General features: G+C 68.5%; 20 protein-coding genes. 6 read left to right on the top strand and 14 right to left on the bottom strand.

What is annotated here, in order from left to right:
- Nucleotides 1-69: 69 nt before the first annotated feature.
- The 4 genes from ACWGIH_RS32890 to ACWGIH_RS32875 form a co-directional block, all read right to left on the bottom strand.
- Nucleotides 70-849, bottom strand: a complete 780-nt coding sequence (locus ACWGIH_RS32890) for an exodeoxyribonuclease III (protein WP_453451458.1) — start codon at nucleotides 847-849, stop codon at nucleotides 70-72.
- Nucleotides 850-894: 45 nt separating this feature from the next.
- Nucleotides 895-1,527: an MBL fold metallo-hydrolase gene (locus ACWGIH_RS32885; RefSeq protein ID WP_453451480.1), complete on the bottom strand. Its 633-nt coding sequence runs from the start codon at nucleotides 1,525-1,527 to the stop codon at nucleotides 895-897.
- Nucleotides 1,528-1,592: 65 nt separating this feature from the next.
- Nucleotides 1,593-2,891, bottom strand: coding sequence for a bifunctional 3-oxoadipate enol-lactonase/4-carboxymuconolactone decarboxylase PcaDC (gene pcaDC / locus ACWGIH_RS32880; RefSeq protein WP_453451459.1), 1,299 nt, complete (start codon nucleotides 2,889-2,891; stop codon nucleotides 1,593-1,595).
- 351 nt (nucleotides 2,892-3,242) lie between these two features.
- Nucleotides 3,243-3,542 (bottom strand): nitrilase-related carbon-nitrogen hydrolase, encoded by a 300-nt coding sequence (locus ACWGIH_RS32875; protein WP_453451461.1) that lies wholly within the window; start codon nucleotides 3,540-3,542, stop codon nucleotides 3,243-3,245.
- Between the two features lie 77 nt (nucleotides 3,543-3,619).
- On the opposite strand from ACWGIH_RS32875, the gene ACWGIH_RS32870 reads away from it, so the two are divergent.
- Together ACWGIH_RS32870 and ACWGIH_RS32865 are read left to right on the top strand one after the other, a co-directional pair.
- Nucleotides 3,620-3,793, top strand: a complete 174-nt coding sequence (locus ACWGIH_RS32870) for a hypothetical protein (RefSeq protein ID WP_453451462.1) — start codon at nucleotides 3,620-3,622, stop codon at nucleotides 3,791-3,793.
- Between the two features lie 53 nt (nucleotides 3,794-3,846).
- Complete coding sequence (locus tag ACWGIH_RS32865) at nucleotides 3,847-4,041, top strand: hypothetical protein (protein WP_453451463.1); 195 nt, start codon at nucleotides 3,847-3,849, stop codon at nucleotides 4,039-4,041.
- A 16-nt stretch (nucleotides 4,042-4,057) separates the two neighbouring features.
- On the opposite strand, the gene ACWGIH_RS32860 is transcribed toward ACWGIH_RS32865, so the two are convergent.
- On the bottom strand, nucleotides 4,058-5,902 hold the full coding sequence (locus ACWGIH_RS32860; RefSeq protein ID WP_453451465.1) for an APC family permease: 1,845 nt from the start codon (nucleotides 5,900-5,902) through the stop codon (nucleotides 4,058-4,060).
- Between the two features lie 436 nt (nucleotides 5,903-6,338).
- Here ACWGIH_RS32860 and ACWGIH_RS32855 point away from each other — a divergent pair, with 436 nt between their 5' ends.
- Both ACWGIH_RS32855 and ACWGIH_RS32850 read left to right on the top strand, forming a co-directional pair.
- Complete coding sequence (locus ACWGIH_RS32855; protein ID WP_453451466.1) at nucleotides 6,339-7,274, top strand: ornithine cyclodeaminase family protein; 936 nt, start codon at nucleotides 6,339-6,341, stop codon at nucleotides 7,272-7,274.
- A gap of 540 nt (nucleotides 7,275-7,814) precedes the next feature.
- Nucleotides 7,815-9,818, top strand: a complete 2,004-nt coding sequence (locus ACWGIH_RS32850; RefSeq protein WP_453451481.1) for a TerD family protein — start codon at nucleotides 7,815-7,817, stop codon at nucleotides 9,816-9,818.
- A gap of 26 nt (nucleotides 9,819-9,844) precedes the next feature.
- Here the strand turns inward: ACWGIH_RS32850 and ACWGIH_RS32845 are convergent, their stop codons facing one another.
- From ACWGIH_RS32845 to ACWGIH_RS32805, 9 genes are all read right to left on the bottom strand, one after another.
- On the bottom strand, nucleotides 9,845-10,429 hold the full coding sequence (locus tag ACWGIH_RS32845) for a hypothetical protein (protein WP_453451467.1): 585 nt from the start codon (nucleotides 10,427-10,429) through the stop codon (nucleotides 9,845-9,847).
- A gap of 482 nt (nucleotides 10,430-10,911) precedes the next feature.
- Entirely contained in the window at nucleotides 10,912-12,195 is a 1,284-nt protein-coding gene (locus ACWGIH_RS32840) for a sulfite oxidase (RefSeq protein ID WP_453451469.1), read from the bottom strand.
- A 53-nt stretch (nucleotides 12,196-12,248) separates the two neighbouring features.
- The gene (locus ACWGIH_RS32835) at nucleotides 12,249-12,851 is read right to left on the bottom strand and encodes a sugar kinase (RefSeq protein WP_453451470.1); all 603 of its coding nucleotides are present in this window, start codon (nucleotides 12,849-12,851) and stop codon (nucleotides 12,249-12,251) included.
- Between the two features lie 4 nt (nucleotides 12,852-12,855).
- A complete protein-coding gene (locus ACWGIH_RS32830; protein WP_160508012.1) occupies nucleotides 12,856-14,013 on the bottom strand; it encodes an ROK family glucokinase in 1,158 nt (385 codons plus the stop codon).
- Nucleotides 14,014-14,223: 210 nt separating this feature from the next.
- Nucleotides 14,224-15,051 (bottom strand): ATP-binding cassette domain-containing protein, encoded by an 828-nt coding sequence (locus tag ACWGIH_RS32825; protein ID WP_453451471.1) that lies wholly within the window; start codon nucleotides 15,049-15,051, stop codon nucleotides 14,224-14,226.
- Nucleotides 15,048-16,118, bottom strand: coding sequence for an ABC transporter permease (locus ACWGIH_RS32820; RefSeq protein ID WP_453451473.1), 1,071 nt, complete (start codon nucleotides 16,116-16,118; stop codon nucleotides 15,048-15,050). The genes ACWGIH_RS32825 and ACWGIH_RS32820 overlap by 4 nt, the downstream gene beginning before the upstream one ends.
- Entirely contained in the window at nucleotides 16,115-17,128 is a 1,014-nt protein-coding gene (locus ACWGIH_RS32815) for a sugar ABC transporter substrate-binding protein (protein ID WP_453451474.1), read from the bottom strand. The genes ACWGIH_RS32820 and ACWGIH_RS32815 overlap by 4 nt, the downstream gene beginning before the upstream one ends.
- A 95-nt stretch (nucleotides 17,129-17,223) precedes the next feature.
- Entirely contained in the window at nucleotides 17,224-18,261 is a 1,038-nt protein-coding gene (locus ACWGIH_RS32810; protein ID WP_453451475.1) for a sugar ABC transporter substrate-binding protein, read from the bottom strand.
- Nucleotides 18,262-18,478: 217 nt separating this feature from the next.
- Nucleotides 18,479-18,652, bottom strand: coding sequence for a CsbD family protein (locus ACWGIH_RS32805; protein WP_453451476.1), 174 nt, complete (start codon nucleotides 18,650-18,652; stop codon nucleotides 18,479-18,481).
- 183 nt (nucleotides 18,653-18,835) lie between these two features.
- On the opposite strand from ACWGIH_RS32805, the gene ACWGIH_RS32800 reads away from it, so the two are divergent.
- Complete coding sequence (locus ACWGIH_RS32800; protein ID WP_453451477.1) at nucleotides 18,836-19,702, top strand: SigB/SigF/SigG family RNA polymerase sigma factor; 867 nt, start codon at nucleotides 18,836-18,838, stop codon at nucleotides 19,700-19,702.
- A gap of 121 nt (nucleotides 19,703-19,823) precedes the next feature.
- Nucleotides 19,824-20,384 carry a DNA starvation/stationary phase protection protein Dps gene (dps, locus tag ACWGIH_RS32795; protein WP_453451478.1) on the top strand — a complete coding sequence of 187 codons (561 nt, stop codon included), beginning with the start codon at nucleotides 19,824-19,826 and terminating at the stop codon, nucleotides 20,382-20,384.
- Nucleotides 20,385-20,426 lie beyond the last annotated feature (42 nt).

Genomic DNA, 20,426 nt, shown 5'->3' with positions numbered 1-20,426 from the left:
GCGGCGGCGCCGGCCCGAGGTCTCCCTCTCCGGCCGGCGCCCTGGCTCACACGTCCAGGTCCACGACGCTCACACGTCCAGATCCACGACGACCGGCGCGTGGTCCGACGCGCCCTTGCCCTTGCGCTCCTCACGGTCCACGTACGAGTCGGAGACGGCCTTGCCGAACGCCTCGTTCCCGTACACCAGGTCGATGCGCATGCCCCTGTTCTTGGGGAAGCCGAGCTGGCGGTAGTCCCAGTACGTGAACGGGTGGTCGTACTTCAGGGGCCGCGGCACGACGTCCGAGAGGCCCGCTTCCCGCAGGGCCGCGAGTGCCGCGCGCTCGGCGGGGGTCACATGCGTGGCGCCCTCGAACAGGGCGGGGTCCCACACGTCCGCGTCCGTCGGCGCCACATTGAAGTCGCCGAGGACCGCGAAGGGCCGTGCACCCGCCGCGTCGGCGGCGACCGCGGTCTTCAGCGCCTCGAACCACTGCAGCTTGTACGCGAAGTGCGCGTGGTCCACCTCTCGGCCGTTGGGCACATACACCGACCAGAGACGCGCCGGGCCGCAGGTGGCGGAGATCGCGCGCGGCTCCTGGACCCCGTCGTAGTCGGGGCCGCCGGGCAGGCCGGTCGTCACGTCGTCGAGGCCCACGCGGGAGACCAGCGCGACGCCGTTCCACCGCCCTGTCGCGTTCACCGCCGACTCGTAACCGAGCTCGCGGAGCTCGGCGGCGGGGAACTGCTCGGCGGTGGTCTTGGTCTCCTGGATGCACAGCACATCCGTACCGCTGCTCTCCAGCCAGGCGAGGAGCCTGGGCAGCCGAGCGGTGATCGAGTTCACGTTCCAGGTGGCAATGCGCATGCTTCCCAACCTACCGAACCCCACTGACAGCCCCCGGCCCGCCGGTCACAGCTCGGCGGACTCCCCCGGCGTGAGCCGCAGGTGCTCCGCCCCGCCGAGGGACCCGATCTGCGAGTCGTAGATCGGCCGGGCCAGGTCCGTGAGCAGGGCGTCGTGGACGTCGTAGGCGCGCTGCGGCTTCACCTCGCGCACGTAGTCGATGACCTCGGAGATCTTGCTCCAGGGCGCCATCACCGGCAGCATCAGCGTCTCCACCGGCTGCTCGGGGACGGTGAGGGCGTCGCCCGGGTGGAAGACCGAACCGTCCACCAGATAGCCGACGTTGGTGATCCGCGGGATGTCCGGGTGGATCACGGCGTGCAGCTCGCCGTGCACCTGCACGTCGAATCCGGCGGCCTCGAAGGTGTCGCCGTGCCCGACCGTGTGCACCCGCCCCGGGAAGGCGGCCGAGATCTTCTCGGCGACGGAGCGCAGGGTCCAGATCTCGGCGGCCGGGTTGGCCTCCAGGGCGGCGCGCAGCCGGTCCTCGTTGAAGTGATCGGGGTGCTCGTGCGTGACGAGGATCGCGTCGGCGCCGAGTGCCGCGTCCTCTTCGGTGAAGCCACCGGGGTCGATGACGAGCCTCTGACCGTCCCGCTCGAGGCGGACACAGGCGTGCGTCTTCTTCGTGAGCTTGATGCGCTTCGCGGAAGTCGTCATGCCCCCATCCTGCTACGCCTCACTCCTGGGGCTCCTGCTACGCCTCACTCCTGGGGCGTGGTTTCCTCGCGGATCACGGCCTGGGCGACCTTGAAGGCGGAGTTCGCCGCGGGGACACCGCAGTAGACGGCAGCCTGGAGCAGCACTTCCTTGATCTCCTGCGCGGTGAGGCCGTTGCGCAGGGCGGCGCGGGTGTGGAAGGCCAGCTCGTCGAGGTGGCCGCCCGCGACGAGCGCGGTCAGGGTGACGCAGCTGCGGGAGCGGCGGTCCAGGCCGGGGCGGTTCCAGACCTCGCCCCACGCGTAGCGCGTGATGAGTTCCTGGAAGTCCGTGGAGAAGTCGTCGGCCGCGGCGAGCGCGCGGTCCACGTGCGCGTCACCGAGCACCTCGCGGCGGACCTTGATCCCCGCCTCGTAGAGGTCGGGGCGTCCGTCGGCCACGGCCTCGGGCTGCTCCATGGGTCCGATCTCGGCCACGGGGAAGACGGGCGGCGGCGGGGCGAGCACCGGCTTGACCGGCGTCGCGCTGATCGCCGCGTGCGTCCCGGTGGCGTCGGGCGCGAGCTGCCAGGCGGTGGAGAAGTGGCGTACGAGAAGGTCGGTGACGGCGGCGGGCTGCTCGACGGGGGCCAGGTGCGAGGCTCCCGGCACCACGGCGAGGCGGGAGTCCGGGATGCCGGCGACGAGGGTACGGGCCTCGCCCTGGCCGGTGACCTGGTCCTCGGACCCGACCAGAACGAGGGTGGGCACCCCTATCCGGCCCAGCTCGGCCCGCACGTCGAAGGCGGCGAGGGCCTCGCAGGCGGCGATGTAGCAGCCCGGGTCGGTCGTCCGCACCATCTGTACGGCCCAGTCGGTGATGGCGGGCTGCGCGGCGGCGAAGCCGGGCGTGAACCAGCGCTCCGGGGACGTGCGCGCGATGGGGTCGAGGCCGTTGCTCCGCACGATCACCCCACGCTGGCGGAACTCGTCGGCGCTGCCGAAGCGGGGCGAGGCGGAGATCAGCGCCAGGGAGGCGACGCGCTGCGGGTGCCGCAGGGCGAGCTCGGCCCCTATCGCGCCGCCGAAGGCACAGCCCGCGTAGCCGAAGCGCTGCACGCCGACCTCGTCGAGCGTGACGAGAAGCCGCTGCACGAGGTCGCCGACGGAGCCGCAGGGGTGCGCGGGGGCGCCCCCGTGCCCGGGCATGTCGAAGCGGAACACACGCCACTGCTTGACCAGCTCGGGCACCTGCCGGTCCCACATGTGCCAGGTGGTGCCCAGTGACGGACCCAGGATCAGGACAGGGGCGTCTTCTGGCCCGTCAAAGCGGTACTGCAGGGTGCTCTTCGGTGTCTCACTCACTCGCCTGACCCTCTCATCTGTCACGACAGCCCCTATGACCGGGGTCCTGGCGGTAGATGTTTGACCAGGTGGAAGGCCCTAAGGGCTCAACACCTCCTGGCTCACTTCAGCAGATCGCGCAATCCCGCCGCGGTTGCCGGGCGCCGGTGGGCGGGCGCTGGTCGGCGGCAAGCGCGTCCCATTATGGAGGGCACCGCAGCGACATGGGCATCTCGGTGGAGTCAAGAGGCACGTTCAGGAGGACCAGGACGTGCTGCATCGCGGTTACGGGATCACTGGGGAATGCCCCTGCGCAGCATCTCGTCGTCCGGCTCCATGTCACCCACGGTGTGGATCGGCTCCATGCCCGCGTCACATCACGCATGCCGTCGAACGAGGACCCTGGTCACGTTTGCTCGACCCGCTGAGATCCTTTCCAGACGCCTCGGCGACGTCTTGCAACATCGTCAGCTGCTTACGTACGGCATCCAGATCCGCATCGTCGAGATCTGCAATGGCAAGCGTGGACCCCTGGCTGCCCGCCTCCGCGAGGAGACGGCCGTTGGGGCCGTAGATCGCGCTTCCCCCACAGAATTCCCAGGGACCCTGCTGCCCCGAGAAGTTGGCGAACAAGACGTAGAAGGTGTTCTGGCAGGAAGGGGCAAGCGGCACGGGGCGTCGGTGTTAAGAAGTCGCCATGAATCAAGTCGCGTCACGCCAAGCGCAGCTGTCGGCGGCAGTCTCCTCATGTGGCAGCTTCCTGGGGTCCTGACCGTGACGTGCGCCGGACCATGTACGTGCTTGCTGCCGCAGCCGTGCTCCTGATCGCGCTCGGCGCAGCTCTTGACGTTCTGTGGCTGCTCGGCATCGGCGTGTGGGCGCTCATGGCCTCTTTCGCGATCGAGTTCTTTTTTCGCCCGTAGCCCGCCCGCTGTCGCTCGCGACCGAGGCCCCGGCCGCCCCGGACCCCATCGCTGTGATCCTCCTCGCCCTGCGTGACACCACGGGCGTCCAACCGCACTGCTACTTCGCCTGGGCCGAAGGCAGCCCCTTGCCGCACAAGTTCCGCTACTTCCTCCTGGGGCGCGGCGACACCGTCCCCGTCACACGCGAGATCATCCGCAAACACGAACCCGTCCCCGACCGCCGTCCCCGCGTCCACGTCGGCTGACGCGCGAGCAGTTCGGCTACCGGGCGATCCGGAACCTGAGACGGCAGATGACCGCCTCGGTGTCGCGCCGTACGGCGTGGGCGACGACCGCGCCGCGCTGGTTCTGCAGCAGGCGCTGCCACAGCCGCTCCGGCTCCGTCTCGGCGATGAGCACAGTGACGCGGGTGCCGGGCTCGGTCTCGGCCAGTGCGCGGACGTACGCGGTGATGGGGCGGCCCAGCGTACGGCGCTCGGACGGCAGGCGGATGAGTTCCACGCCCGGGTCCCACAGCGCCCAGTCGCGCTCAAGGGCCTCGGTCACCGCCTGGTCCTCCGCGTCCGGGTGACACACCGTCACCGCCCGCACCTCGTCGCCCAGGGAGACGGCGGCGGTGAGTGCCTCGCTGGTCAGGCGGGTCAGGGAGGAGACCGGAACCAGGACGAGTGAGCGTTGATGGCGCGGCGGTACGGGGATGCGGCCGATGCCGAGACGCTCGCCGATGCGTCCGTAGGTCCGGTGGACATGCTCGAAGAGGGCGACGAGCAGCGGCAGGGCGATCACGATCAGCCAGGCCCCGTCATGGAACTTCGTGGCCGTGACGACGATGGCGGATACGCCGGTCAGCAGCGCGCCCAGGCCGTTGAGCAGAGCCTTGCCCACCCAGTGGGGTCCACGCTCCCGGCGCCAGTGCAGCACCATGCCGGTCTGGGCGATCGTGAAACCGACGAAGACACCGATCGCGAAGAGCGGCACGAGCGTGTTGGTGTCACCACCGGAGAACACCAGAAGAGCCGCCGAGACCACGGCCAGCCACACCACACCGTGCCGGTGCACCTGGCGGTCCGCCTTCAGCCCGAAGACGTGCGGCAGATAGTTGTCGCGGGCCAGCAGCTTCAACAGAACCGGCAGACCGCCGAACGACGTGTTCGCCGAGAGCGCCAACAGCACCACGGTCGCGAACTGCAGCACGTAGAAGCCCCAGTTGTGGCCGAGGGAGGCGTCGGCGAGCTGAGCGAGGACGGTGACGCCCTCGACCGGCTGGAGACCGAAGCGGGAGATCAGCACCGACAGTCCGATCAGCATCACGCCGAGGAGACCCCCCAGGGCGACCTCCGCGCGCATCGCCCGCCGGGCGGCCGGGACGCGGAACGACGGCACCGCGTTCGCGATGGCCTCCACCCCTGTGAGCGCCGAGCAGCCGGAGGCGAACGCCTTGAGCAGAAGGAGAGCACCGACTGTGGTGGCATTGTCCGCGAGCACGGAGGCGTGGCCGGCGGAGGCCGCGGTCGACACGGGGGCCGCACGGAACAAGCCGACGACGATCAGGACGAGGATCGCGCCGATGAAGATCGCCGTGGGAACGATGAACACGCGAGCCGAGTCGACGATCCCTCTCAGATTCACCGCGGTGATCAGAACCAGGACGGCGAGGCAGATCCACAGCCGGTCGCCGTACAGCCCGGGGAAGGCCGAGGTCAGGGCGGCGACACCGGCCGTGACCGCCACGGCCACGTTCAACACGTAGTCCAGGACCAGCGAACCGGCGGCGACCAGGCTCGTACGGCGGCCGAGGTGTGCCTTGGCGACAGCGTAAGAGCCTCCCCCGTCGGGGAACGCCGCGATCACCTGACGGTACGAGGCCACCAGGACAGCCAGCAGGCCGGCGATCGCGAGCGTGACGGGGAGGGTGTAGCCAAGACCCTGGGCGCCCGCGGCAGCCAGGACCAGGACGATGGCCTCGGGTCCGTACGCCACAGAGGCCATCGCGTCCAGGGAGAGCGCGGCGAGGCCGGTGACGGCGGTCAGCCGGTGACGGGCGCCGGGATCGGGAGGGGCCTCGGTACTTGGGTCAGCAGGATGAGAGGTGGTCAGGACGGCCATCGGGTTGATCCCTTTCAAGACTGGTCCGCTCAGACTGCGGTCCGGACTGGCCGTTTCCGAACTGTCTTTCTGCCTCCTTAACACCACGCGGCAGAGTCGTTACGTCCCCTTGATGCCACGCTGCCGATGCCGGCGGGTCGTTGACGCTGAGGCGCAGACGAGGGGCGGAGCAAGCCGACTACGCCCCTTGGACCGCCACGTTCCTTCGTTGCTCGCCACACGCCGTGCCGGGTGCCATCGGAGGGCCCCGGCGAGTCACCAACCCTCCATACGCCCTCCCGCCCCATGGCCCAGAACTTGGACACACATGTCCGCATTGGACTGACAGTGAGAGGGTGCGCAAGCACTCGCCGGGACGGTTGTTCGCGTGACGGGATTGCGCGCGACAAATGCGAGCAGATACTCCTGAACTGCCCGCACCCGAAAGGAACCAGCCATGAGTGAGGCCCCGCCCTACATCGATGCCGAGGCGATGGCCCGGTCCGTCCCGATGTCCGCGGCGATCGAGGCGGTGGAAGCCGTGCTCAAGGCGGGCCTGGACCCGGAGGCGGAGCCGCCGCGGGGGGTGGTGGACGTACCGGGCGGCCAACTGCTGCTGATGCCGTCCTCCACGAGGGCGTACACCGGGGTGAAGATCGCCACGGTCACCCCGGAGAACACGTCCCGCGGTCTCCCCCGAGTCCAGGGCCTGTACCTCCTCCTGGACGGCACGACCCACACGCCCCTGGCCCTCCTGGACGGCATCGCGCTGACCTCCCTGCGGACCCCCGCGGTGTCCGGCGCGGCGATCAACCACCTGGCGGTCCCGGAGGCCGACCGCCTCCTGGTCTTCGGCACCGGCCCCCAGGCCTGGGGCCATGTGGAGGCGGTCCGCGCGGTACGCCCGACACTGACCCATGTGGACGTGGTGGCGCGCAACCCCGAGCGCGTGACGGCCTTCGTCGACCGATGCCGCGAGGCGGGGCTCTCGGCGGCACCCGCGACCCCGGCGGACGTCGCGAACGCCGACGTGATCTGCTGCTGCACGACGTCCCGCGAGCCACTCTTCGACAGCACACTGCTCAAGGCCCACGCGACGGTGGCCGCGGTGGGATCCCACGAACCGGACGCACGCGAGGTCGACGAGGACCTGCCGGCCCGCGCGGTGGTGGTGGCGGAGTCCCACGAGGTCGCACTGCGGGAGTGCGGCGACATCGTCCTCGCGACGGCCACGGGCGCCTTCGACATGAAGAAGCTGCGGACCTTGGACGAGTTGATCCGGGGCGAGGTGCAACTCCCCGAGGACCGACCCCGGCTCTTCAAGTCGGCGGGGATGGCCTGGGAGGACTTGGGGGTGGCTGCGGCGGTGTACGAGGGAGTGCGGGCAGAGTAGAACGCGGCGGGTATTTCACCGTCGTAACGCAAGACGAGCGCTGAGAACTTCCCACGCTAAATGCTCCGGGAACTTTGAATGACTCTATTCCTTGCGACTCGATGCGGATCCCTGACGGGAATCCTCTGCCACTTGCCGAATTCCCCTCTCGGACTTCGCGGTGATGCAGCCACCTGGCCGAGTGCATCAAATCCCGGAAGAGGAATATAAAACAGGCAGGGCTACACATGCCCCATACGGCAACAGGACAACAACGACGACCTCTTCAGGTTCTACGAGCGCTTCACGGCCACCCCTCACTGGCCCCGACGGAGCGCTGATACACCCTGGGGTGATCAGCACCTTGCAGCCCGCGTCGGACGACACCTGACGCGGGCAAGTTGCTGGTTCTCCATTCTTCCCATTCAGGCTGGGTGGCACATCCAAGGCGGGTAGGCTTCGCCGCAAGCTCTTGGGGAGAGCTTCATCTCGTGCCAACACAGGCAGTTCGGCTGCGGCCTTACAGCCTTACCATCCCGTGGGGGGATCGCCTTGCGTGAAATCGTCAAAGGCGCGAATGCGTCTCTGTCCGCTCTCAGCGACAACGCAGACTCTGTCATCATCAGCCTGAGCTGGAGCAGTCCGACCGGTCACGGCGATGCCGATGTATCCGTACTGCTGCTGAGCGAAAAAGGGAAGGTTCGCAGCAACGACGACTTTTTCTTCTACAACAACCCGGCCGCGGCGGACGGCAGCGTCCAGCTTCTGGGGCTGACCCCGACGGAGAACGGCAACGAGGACCGAATCCAGCTGGACCTCAGTGCTCTCCCGGCCGATGTCGACAGCATCGTCATCGCCGCGAGCCGTCATCAGCGGGCTCAGTTCGGCGAGTTGGAGAACCTGCGCCTCACCCTGACGGACGGATCCGGTGACGCCGTACTCCGCTTCGCCATCACGGACGCGAGCGTGGAGAGCGCGTTCGTCTTCGGTGAGATCTACCGGCGCAACGACGAGTGGAAGTTCCGGGCCGTAGGGCAGGGCTACGACACGGGCCTCGCGGGATTGGCCACCGACTACGGCATCGAGATCGACGAGGACGACGAGCAGGAAGCCCCAGCCGAGACGGTGGGCGAGGCGGTGGAATCCGCTGCCCCGCAGACGACGGCCGAAGCTGCTCCGACCGCTGAAGAACCGATGGCCGCACCTGATCCCACACCGGAATCACCCGCGTCTGTCCCCGTGCGCCGTCTCCGTACGGCCAAGAAGAAGGTCACGCTTCCCAAGGCCCCGAAGCCCTCCTTGGCGGAGAACGAATCATGGCGGGCCGCGCGGCTGTTCCCCGCCGCGTCACTGAAGAGCGACAAGGAGCGCGAGACGAGGGCCACGTCGATCCTGCTGTCCGTGATGACTCAGGTTCCCGAGTTCGGGCGTCGTCTCACCGCCGCCTTCGGGGCCCCGGCTGGCCGTATGGAGACTTTCACGGAGGTCACTCTCCCGCACGGGGAGCATCCGAAGCGCCCGGACGGCGTCGTTCGCGTCGAGCGTGCGGGGAGGCTGTGGACGGCTCTGGTGGAGACCAAGACCAACGGCAACTCTCTCAGGGCCGAACAGATCCAGGACTACATGGACATCGCCGCCCGACGTGGGTATGAAGCCGTCATCACCATCTCCAACGACGTAGCCCTGGAGGGAAGCCCACTCGTCGACGTCAAGATCGACGGACGCCGCAAACACAAGGTCGCGCTCTGGCACCTCTCCTGGGCCGAAGTGGCGCATCAGGCCCAGATGTTGATTCGCCACGAAGGAGTACGGCATCAGGCCCACGCGTGGCTGTTGCAGGAGCTGCTCCACTATCTCCAGCATGAGAACTCCGGGTGCCATGGCTTCCAGAACATGGGGCCGGCGTGGGTTCCCGTGCGCAAGGGCATCGACGACGAGACGCTCTGCCCCGGCGATCCGCGCACCGTACTCGTCGTGGAGAGCTGGGAGCGCCTGATCAGACAGGTCTGTCTGCGGCTTGGCGGCGAACTCGGCGCGAAGGTCGTACCCATGCAGCGCGTCAAGCGCGGAACCGACTTTCAGTCACGCCGCGCGGAGTTGGCGGACCGCCTGTGCGAGGACGGGCGATTGCATGCCGAGGTGCGTGTCGACGGGGCGCCCGGTGTTCTGGCCATCAGCGCCGATCTGCGACTGGGCAAGCTGAGGACGTCCCTCGAGATCCCGGCACCGGACCAGGGATACCCGCTCACATGGGTAAAGCGTCTGATGAAGCAGCTCAGTGAGGCGCCTGCGGACCTGCATGTCCAGACCCTCCTTGAGGGTGAGGGCACGGGACCGCGTGGCACGCTGGAGCGACTGCGTCCCGAACCCGGCGATCTACTCCCGACGGGATCCCAGCGGATCACCGGCTTCCGGCTGTCACTCTCCAAGAGTGTGGGAAACACGCGAGGGAACGCGGAGTCCGGCTTCATCCGCAGTGTGGACTCCGCGGTCGACCGCTTCCACACCACCGTGGTGACGCCTCTGGTGCTGCGCCAAGCCGGACGCACGAAGGACACCGCTTAGTCGCCTCGGCGCCGTACTCACCGGCTTCACTCCGACCACATCTCACGCATTCGATCCCGGCACTCCTTCGGTGCCGACGACTTCTCGAAGACTCCCCGAGCCACGCGGTGGACGCAATCGACTCCGTAGCGATGGAGCAAAGCGACGTCCCCCGTGGCCGGGCGGTCCGGGAACAGTGCGCTGAGGCGGTCTGCCCCCTGCGGACTGTGCGGTGCGTAGTCCAGCAACTGACCCAATGCCTCACGGACGTATGCGTGACCCGCGTTGCTCTTGGCTTCTATCAGTTCGGACCCGCTGTCATCGGTCACGTAGAGATCGCTGATGCCGCCAGGGCAGTAGAAGCGAACCGCTGTGCGCCCCTCGGCCAGGAGGTGCTGCCTGAACTCGCTCACGAGGCTCGACTCGTGGCGATTCACGACTACAAGGCGCTTGCTTCGACTGAACGAGGTCCGTCGGGTGCGCTGCTCCTCCAGCGCGGCGATGCGGATGGTCCGCCGGACTTGTTCGTCGACGCGCGGCGTGACGTCCAACGCCCCCCGGCTCCACTCCGTCCCCGGAGTGATCATGAACTCTTCGAGTACCGAGCGTGCCTTTTCGTCCTTGAGCACCATTTGGCCGGGGAAGTTGTGAGCCGGCTTGTAGCCGATCGCCAGGTTGAGGTCGACGTACGCGGAATGGCGGCGTCGGTGAGATCCAGCAGCGAGTAGACGGTGTGCCAGCTCTTGCCGTCCCGGGACGGGGGCCACAAACGGTCGGCCAGATCACGGTTCCGGAAGACTGCCCCTACTTCGCCGACTGCCCGCACACGGCTCTCTCCCGTGAAGAGCACCACATCCCCGGTATCGACGCCCTGCATCTTCTTGTCGTGGCTGGGCGTAGCGCCCCAGAACCGGGCAGCGCCTTGCGGATGAAGTTCCAAGAGCGTCTCCCGCTGGGGAGCGGTGAGCGCATCGGCGTAGCGGGCGTCGGTGAAGTCCACCTGCTCCGCGAGAGTGTCGGCCCAGTGCCGACGCGTCTCAGGACTGCCGTAGGACGGCGATATCAGGACGCGCACCCGCGATGCTCCCTCGGTTGTCTGATCAGCGTTCCGTTCTCATACCACCCTCACCGCGTGCCGCACCACCCCGTCGAACAGGTAGCCCTGCGTGTTGTGTTCCGTCGTTTTCGGCTGGGTGTGGCCCGTGGTGTCCGTCGCTCGGGCCAGGATGGTGGTCGGGCCGGGGGTTCTCGGGTGCCAGGGGGTGGTCCAGCGGGTCCATGTGGCGCGGTGAGGGGTGTCCTTGAGGTGGGCCGGGCGCCAGGTGCGGCCCTCGTCCGTGCTGATGTCCACGCGGGTGATCGCGCCCCAAGCCGACCATGAGCGGCCGGTGAGGTGGTGGGTCGTGGATGCCTGGAGGCTTGCGTTCCAGGGGAGTTCGAAGGCGGACTTCAGGGTTTGGTGGGTCAGGGGGGCGCTGCCCTCCGGGGGGTACGCGTCGCCGAACAGGCGGTAGAACTGCGTGTTCCAGGGGGAGTAGAGGGGTGTGCGCGAGACCTCGATGTCGCCCACCCATTTGATCGACGCGATGCCCACCCACGCCGGGACCAGGACCCTCACCGGGTAGCCGTGGTCCGCGGGGAGCGGGGCGCCGTTCATCTCGTACGCCAGGATCACGTCGTCCATCGCCTTGGCGAGCGGCAGCGGGCGCCGGACCCGGCCCAGGTTCGTGCCGTCGTCCGTGACGTACTCCGCGTCCAGGCCCCTGGGCAGCACGTCCACCGCGTGGCGCGAGACCCCTGCCCGGCGCAGGACCTCGGAGAGACGCACCCCGCGCCAGCGCGCGTTGCCGATGGCTCCCAGGGTCCAGGCCGTGCCTGAGGCCGGTTGGCCCTGTTGGGTCGTGAAGAAGCTTCTGCCGTTGCCCGCGCATTCGACGAAGGCGGTGCGTGTCGTCGACGGGAGGCGTTCGAGGTCCGCGAGCGTGAAGTCCGTGCCGCCGCCTCTGAGGCCGTCGCCCCAGATCCGCAGGCTCCATGTCTTCGCGTCCAGGCGTGGCGTCGCCGTGTGGTTGCGCACGAAGAAGTGCGATGCGGGGGTGTGGTGGCCCGTCCCCGCGAGCGCCTCGAACTTCGTCTCCGCGTTCGTGCCGCGGATGGTGAAGCGGTCCGCGGGGAGCGACTTCACGATGCCGGGTGCGACAGCGCTCCCTGCCGCCCGCGCCCGGGGTGCGCCCAGCGACACCGGCAGCGTCACCGCGGCCCCCGCCGCCGCGAGCAGCCGCAGCATGTCCCTGCGTGCCACCCCGTCCGCGCGCGCCTCCCCCGCGAGCCACTGCGCGCGCCGGCGTCTGTCGTACTCCTCTTCGGATGCCTCTTCGGACGTCTCTCTGGAGATCATGGGCGCCATCGTACGAGCCGTCCTTCGGTCAACTCACCGATGAAACACGCCAGTTACGGGGTTGTCGTAGACACTACATAGACCATCGGGTGCTCCGCGTTGACGCGGTTCACCACCACGTCCAGGGTCGGCACCGGGTCCTTCTGCACATGGGTCAGGCCCAGCCAGGGACCCGGGTCCGTGAACTGCCAGCCGACCACCTTGCGGTCGCGCTTGCTGATGGTGATGTCGTTCTTCTCCAGCGCCTCGGTGCTCGTGCCGATCTGCTTGAGGAACTTGTCCAGGCCCTCGTTGCTCGTCAGGAACTGGGCGTACAGGCGGCTGGTGCGCCAGTTGTTCGTCTCGTAGTAGGCGACTTCACGCGAGTAGTACGGGATGGGCACGTCGTAGAGACGGCGCTGCACCTTGGAGGGCCAGCCCGCGGTGAGGCCGGTCGCGGAGTACTTGGCCTCCTTGTCGCGGCCGCTGTTGCGGCTCTGGTTCGCGGAGATCACCAGATAGCCGGCCGGTACGCCGATCAGGAGCACGATGATCGTGGCCGTCAGCCAGCGGCGGCGGAGCATGTGGCGGCGGCCCTCGCGGGGGCGGCCACCCTCGTCGGCGGTGTCCGGGGAGTCCGCGGAGTCCGGGGACGAGGGCTGGCGGGGGACGGTCATCTGTTTACTGGGTTCCCTGAGAGGTGCGGTCGTTGGTGCGGCGCGCTTCCACGTACCGCTCGTACCGTTCGTGGCGCTCCACCCGGCGTCGGTTGGCGCGGCGGAAGCGGCGAGCCACCAGGCGGGCCAGGTCGGCCGCGCCCACCATGCCCGCCTCCGGACCCAGCTGGGCGCGGGCGATACGGGCCTCGGGCCGGTAGCCGCGACCGGTCAGCTGGCGGCGGAAGGCGTCGCGGGCCGGGCCGATCAAGAGGTCGTCGGCGGCCGACACGCCGCCGCCGATCACGAAGCAGGACGGGTCGAGTGCCGCCGCGAGGTTCGCGATGCCGACGCCCAGCCACTGGCCGATGTCCTGGAGGAGCTCGACGCACATCGCGTCGCCGTCGCGGGCCAGCTCCGTGATCAGGGGGCCCGTGATGTCGGGGATGTTGCCCTTTACCCGCTCGATGATCCCGTACGCGACCGGTGAGTCGGCGGCGGCGAGCTCGCGGGCCTCCCGGACAAGCGCGTTGCCGGAGCTGTACTGCTCCCAGCAGCCGCGGTTGCCGCACGGGCAGCGGTGGCCGCCGGGGACGACCTGCATATGGCCGAACTCCCCGGCCACACCGAACTTGCCGCGCTTGACCTGGCCGTCCTCCAGGATCGCGCCGCCGATGCCGGTGCCGAGCGTGATCATGACCAGGTGGTCCTCGCCGCGGGCCGCGCCGAAGCGCCATTCCGCCCAGGCGGCGGTGTTCGCGTCGTTGTCGACGAGCACGGGCACAGCGAGGCGGCCGGAGATGCGGTCGCGCAGGGGTTCGTTGCGCCAGGACAGGTGCGGGGCGAACAGGACGCGGTTGCGGTCCGCGTCCACCCAGCCCGCCGCGCCGATGCCCACCGCGTGCACGTCGTGCCGGTCGGAGAGGTCGAGGACCAGCTCGACGATGGTGTCCTCGACGACCTTGGGGCTCTTGGACTTGTCCGGGGTCTCCGTGCGGAGCGTCTCCAGGATGTTGCCGTCGGCGTCGACGACGCCCGCCATCACCTTCGTGCCGCCGATGTCGATGCCGACGGTGGGCACACGGGGCGCCGTCAGATGTGATCGGCGCTCACGCGTGCCCACGGTCCGCAGGACGGTGGCTCGGGCGGAGCCGCGGTGCGCGAGATCGCGGTAGGTGCTCATTGCGGCGATTCTGCCTCACTCTCGCGGGGGCGCGCACGACGGACCCCCGGGGCGCCGGTAGCTCCGGGGTGCGCCCCGTAAGGGGCGCGGGGAACTGCGCGACAAGCCACAAAGAAGCCGCAGTCGCGTTTGCCGGGTGACCGAGCAGACGCGACTGCGGCATTCCATGGGCTGAGCGCGCAGTTCCCCGCGCCCCTTACGGGGCGCTGCTCAGCGCTTCTCCAGTTCGTGACGCAGGTCGTCCAGTTCGCTGCCGCCCGCCATCTGGCGGGTCAGTTCGTCCAGGGTGACCTCGTCACGCGCGTAGCTGCCGAACATCGTGCCGCGCTTCAGGAGGACGAAGCGGTTGCCGACCAGGTAGGCGTGGTGCGGGTTGTGGGTGATCAAGACCACTCCGAGGCCCGCGTCCCGCGCCGCCGCGACGTACTTCAGGACGACGCCCGACTGCTTGACGCCGAGCGCCGCCGTCGGCTCGTCGAGGACCAGGACCTTGGCGCCGAAGTAGACGGCGCGCGCGATCGCCACGCACTGGCGCTCACCGCCCGACAGGGTGCCGATGGGCTGGTCGACGTCGCGCAGGTCGATGCCCATGCGGAGCAGCTCCGCGCGGGTCGTCTCGCGCATCAGGTCGACGTCGAGGCGCTTGAAGGGGCCCGCGCCCTTCGTCGGCTCGGAGCCGAGGAAGAAGTTGCGCCAGACCGGCATGAGCGGGACCACGGCGAGGTCCTGGTAGACCGTGGCGATGCCGTGGTTCAGCGCGTCGCGCGGCGTGCCGAGCTTCGCGTCCTCGCCGTCGATCCGGAAGGACCCGGCGTCGTGCTGGTGCAGGCCCGCGATGATCTTGATGAGGGTCGACTTGCCCGCGCCGTTGTCGCCGAGGACGCAGGAGATCTCGCCGGCGTGGACCTCCAGGGAGACGCCTTCGAGGGCGCGGATGTTGCCGTAGTACTTACTGACGTCGTCGAGCTCGACGAGCGGCGTACGGTCGGGATCAGGGCCCGGTACCGCGTCGGTGACGTCAATCGAGTCGGTGGTCACTTCGTCGCCTCCGCGCGCTTGCGGACCCAGTGGTTGAGCAGGGTCGCCAGGAGCAGCATCACTCCGAGGAAGAACTTGAACCAGTCCGGGTTCCACTCGGCGAACACGATGCCCTTGCTGACCATGCCGAAGATGAGGGCGCCCACGGCCGCGCCGACCGCGGAGCCGTAGCCGCCGGTGATCAGACAGCCGCCGATGACGGCCGCGATGATGTAGATCAGTTCGTTGCCGACGCCTTCGCCGGACTGGACGACGTCGTACGAGAAGAGCAGGTGCTGGCCGGAGACCCAGGCGCCGAAGGCGACGCCCATATAGAGGCCGATCTTGGTCGCGGCGACCGGGACGCCGACCGCGCGGGCCGCCTCCTCGCCGCCGCCGACCGCGAAGATCCAGTTGCCGACGCGGGTGCGGAGCAGGACCCAGGTGGCGACCGCGATCAGGCCGAGCCACCACAGGATCGTGATCTTGAAGTCGACGCCGCCGATGGTGATCGTCGAGGCGAAGACGTCCTTGGCGGAGGTGAAGCCCTCCATGTCGGCGATCGACTTCGTGGAGACCGTGCCGCTGATCAGCTTGGTGAAGCCGAGGTTCATGCCGGTCAGCATCAGGAACGTGCCGAGCGTGATGATGAAGCTCGGCGGGTCGGTGCGCGTCAGCATCACACCGTTGAAGACGCCGATCGCGAGGGTGACGATCAGCGAGACGAGCACGCCGACCCAGACGTTCGCCGTCATCTGGTAGCTGAACATCGACGAGATGAGCGCGGAGGTCGTCACCATGACGCCCGCCGACAGGTCGAACTCGCCGCCGATCATCAGGAGCGCCACCGGCACCGCCATGATGCCGAGGGTCGACGCCGCGTACAGCACCGTGGCGAGGCTGGTGGCCTGCAGGAAGCTGTCCGCGGCGACCGAGAAGAAGATGAAGACGGCGATGGCGCCGACGACGGAGCCGAGCTCGGGGCGGCCCATCAGCTTCTTCAGCGGCGAGGCCTTCAGGAGGCGCTCGTCCGTCTTCGTGTCCGGAGAGCCCGGGGATGGCGCGGGCGCCGGGGCTGTGGCGGTCATCGGGTCCCTCGCTTCGCGTATTCCTCCAGCTTGGCGGCCTGCTCCTTGGTGACGATCTGCGGCCCGGTGAGCACCGGCTTGCCGCCGCCGAGCACGTCGTCGTTGTACTTGTAGAGCCAGAGCAGGTCCACGGCCTCGTAGCCCTGGAGGTAGGGCTGCTGGTCGACGGCGAACCCGAGCGTGCCGTCCTTCAGGCCCGCCGCGACCTTCTCGTTCAGGTCGAAGGTGTCCACCTCGGCCTTGCTGCCCGCGCTGTCGGCGGCCTTCACCGCGGTGTCCGCGAAGGGCGCGCCGAGCGTGACGACCGCGTCGACGGACTTGTCGGACTGGAGCCTGGCCTCGATGGAGGACTGCACGTCGGGCATGTTCGTGCCGGTCACGTACAGGTTCTGCATCTTTCCGTCGAAGGTTTTCTCGGCGCCCTCGCAGCGCTGCTCGTGACCGACGTTGCCCTGCTCGTGCAGGATGCAGAGCGCCTTCTTCTTGCCGCGCTTGTTGAGCTCCTCGCCGACGGCCTCGCCCGCGATCGTCTCGTCCTGGCCGATGTGGGTGAGCGCGCCGAACGCCTTGGACTCGGCGGAGCCCGAGTTCACGGTGATCACCGGGATGCCGGCCTTCTTCGCACGGGCCAGGGCACCCTTCATCGCGTCGGGCTTGGCGAGGCTGACGATGATGCCGTCGACCTTCTTGTCGATGTACGAGTCCACGAGCTGGGCCTGCTGCTGGGCCTCGGCGTTGTGGGAGTAGAGGAACTTGATGTTGTCCTTGCGGGCCGCCTCTTCGGCGCCTTCCTGGACGATGTCCCAGAACGTGTCGCCGTCACCCGAGTGGGTCACCATGCCGAACGTCCACCTCGGCGTGCTCACCGCGGCCTTGCCGTGTGCCGTTGCCGCCTTGCGGGCGTCCTCGGCCCGCTTGCCACCGGTGCTGCTGCACCCCGCGAGGGATACCCCGAGCACCGCGACCAGCACGGCGCCCACCGCACGTACCCCTGTCTGAACCCTTGCCACGACGCCGTGCCCTTCTAGCTCTGCTCCTCGGTGAGGCCGGTCCGGATCCCCGGCCCCAGCCGCCCAAGTATCGACCACGCGGATCACGCATGTGTTCATCGGGTGCCGCGGGCGGTGTACTTCTCCAGCTTCGGTACGTCCTTCTCGGTGACGATCGCGGGTCCGGTGAGGACGGGCTTGCCGCCGCCCAGCACGTTCGCGTTGGTCTTGTAGAGCCACAGCTCGTCGATGGCGAGGTAGCCCTGGAGGTAGGGCTGCTGGTCCACGGCGAAGCCGACCTCCTTGGCCTTGAGGCGCTTGACGACCTCGGCGTTCAGGTCGAAGGTGGCGACCTCGGCCTTGCTTCCGGAGTCCTCCTTGGCCTTCACCGAAAGGGCGGCGATGGGCGCGCCGAGGGTGACCACCGCGTCGATGTCCTTGGCCGCCTGGAGTTTCGCGCTGATGGAGGACTGGGCGTTCGGCGCGTTGGTGCCCTCGACGTTGAGATTCTCGACCGATCCCTTGAGGGTCTTCTTGACGCCCGCGCAGCGCTGCTCCAGGGAGACGTTGCCCTGTTCGTGGATGACGCAGAGCACCTTCTTCTTGCCGCGCTTCGTCAGCTCGTCACCGACTGCCTCGCCCGCCACGGACTCGTCCTGGCCGATGTGGCTCAGGGCGCCGAACTCGGCGGAGAACTCGCCGCCGGAGTTGATCGTGACGACCGGTATCCCGGCGGCCTCGGCCTTGCCGAGGACCGCCTTCATCGCCTCGGGCTTGGCCAGGGTCACGACGATGCCGTCGACCTTCTTGTCGATCGCCGACTGGACCAGCTCGGCCTGTCCCTTGGCCTCCTTGTCGTTGGAGTAGAGGAACTCGACGTTGTCCTTGCGGGCCGCCTGCTTGGCGCCGCTCTGGACGATGTCCCAGAAGGTGTCGCCCTCGCCGGAGTGCGTGACCATCGCGATCTTGAGGCGGGGCGTGTCGACGCCTTTGCCGCCTCCGTTGCCGTCGCCCGACTTGTCCTCGTCGTCCTTGCCGCCGGAGCCGCTGCACCCGGCCGCGAGCGCGATCACCGCTACGAGAGCTGCTGCCGTGCGCGCTGTACCCGTGAGGGGACGACGCGTGATGGGACTACGCGTGGTGGGACTACGCATGGTGGGACCACCTCTTCTCCCGGCCGCCCGAATGCGGCTGGGGGAGTTCTAGCGGCGGGCGCGCGGCAGCGTCAATGGATTTGTCAGAACATTCTTACGACTGTTGGCCAGTTGGTATCGGACGAGCCGAAGTCCCCGGGGACAACAGAAAGGACCCCGGGGACAACAGAAGGGGCGGCCCCGTCAGACGGGGCCGCCCCAACAGCGCGATGCGTGATCAGTGCTTGCCGATGTCCTTCGTCTTCTCCTTGGCCTGACGTGCGTCGCCCTTCATCTGCTGGGCCCGGCCTTCGCCGGTGAGCCGTTCGTTGCCCACGGCGCGTCCGGCGGCTTCCTTCGCGGCACCGGTGACCTGCTCGGTCTTCGCCTTGGCCTTCTCGTTGGCGGTCATGGCCGCTCACGCTCCTTGGCATCGACTTCGTGTGCTGTCACTCCGGTTGACCGCCGAGCCGCCCGGCAAACATCCCCACGGCGAGACTTCTTTCGTTCGGAAATGAGTGTGTGTGGGTGGCGATCGGTGGGGTACACGGCCCGACGCCGAAGGAAGTTTCGAACTTAACAAGGAGCGGAACGCATGATCACCGCGGCGCAGGAGCAGACGCAGGAGTCGGCCACCAAGACCGAGGACGACCTCGTTGAACGCGCGTACACGGACCCCTCCTCCATCGCGCCGAGGGACGCGCGGGAGGTCGGCAAGCGTTTCTTCGACCGCCTCACGCAGCTCGAGGAGGGCACGCACGAGTACCAGTACGTGCGCAACGTCCTGATCGAGATGAACCTCTCCCTCGTGCACTACGCGGCCTCCCGGTTCAAGCACCGGGGCCAGCAGGAGATGGAAGACATCATCCAGGTCGGCACCATCGGCCTGATCAAGGCGATCGACCGTTTCGAGCTGACCCGTGAAGTCGAGTTCACCTCCTTCGCCGTCCCGTACATCACCGGTGAGATCAAGCGGTTCTTCCGCGACACCTCCTGGGCCGTGCACGTGCCGCGCCGCCTTCAGGAGGCCCGCCTCGAACTGTCCAAGGCCACCGAGGAGTTGCGCACCCGCCTGGGCCGCCTGCCCTCCACGGCCGAGCTGGCGGAGCTGATGCAGCTCGAGCCCTCCGAGGTCGCCGAGGCGCAGAAGGCCTCCAACGGCTACAACGCCATCTCCCTGAACGCCGCGGTCAACGGCGCCGACGACGAGTCAGACACGATGCTCGCCGACTTCATCGGCGTCGACGAGCGGTCCTTCGAGCTCGTCGAGAACTTCCACTCCCTCGCCCCGCTGATCGCGGACCTCGACGAACGGGACCGCACGCTCATCCATCTGCGCTTCGTCGAGGAGCAGACCCAGCAGCAAATCGCCGACGAGCTGGGCTACTCGCAGATGCACGTCTCCCGGCTGATCACCCGCGTCGTGGGCAAGCTCCGCGCCGGCCTGATGGCCAACGACTAGTCCCTCGTTCCGGCCGTCCGGGCAGTGGCGGGTGTAGCGGTGTCCACCTGGGGCACCAGGTGGACATAAGCCAGTACAGGACACAAACCCGTACAGGACATACGAGACAGGAGGCATTCCGTTGACTTCCGAGGCCACCCCCAAGTACACCGTCCCTGGCATCACGGTGCGGGAGGCCGGCACGGTCATCGAGCTGCTGCAGCAGCGTCTGCACGCGCTCAACGATCTCCACCTCACGTTGAAGCACGTGCACTGGAACGTGGTCGGCCCGCACTTCATCGCCGTGCATCAGATGCTCGACCCGCAGGTCGACCGGGTCCGCGACCTGGCCGACGACGCGGCCGAGCGCCTGGCCGCCCTGGGCGGCGTCGCGCACGGCACCCCCGGCGCCCTGGTCAAGGAGCGCACGTGGGAGGACTACAGCGTGGGCCGCGCCGATGCCATCGCCCACCTCGGCGCCCTGGACCTCGTCTACACCGGCGTCATCCAGGACGTACGGGCCGCCATCAAGAAGGTGGGTGCCATCGACCCCGCCACCGAGGATCTGCTGATCGAGCAGCTGCGGGACCTGGAGCAGTTCCAGTGGTTCGTCCGGGCCCACCTGGAGACGGCGGGCGGCACGCTCAGCACGGCCGGCGCCACCACCGAGGCCGAGGCCGCCGAGAAGTCCTCGGGCGCGTGACCTCCCCGTCGGCGGGGCCGCGGTGCTCGTGCACCGCGGCCC

This window comes from Streptomyces sp. NPDC054872 (assembly GCF_053610705.1).
Note: the sequence above shows the minus strand (reverse complement) of the source record. Positions and strands in the feature narration are given on the sequence as shown.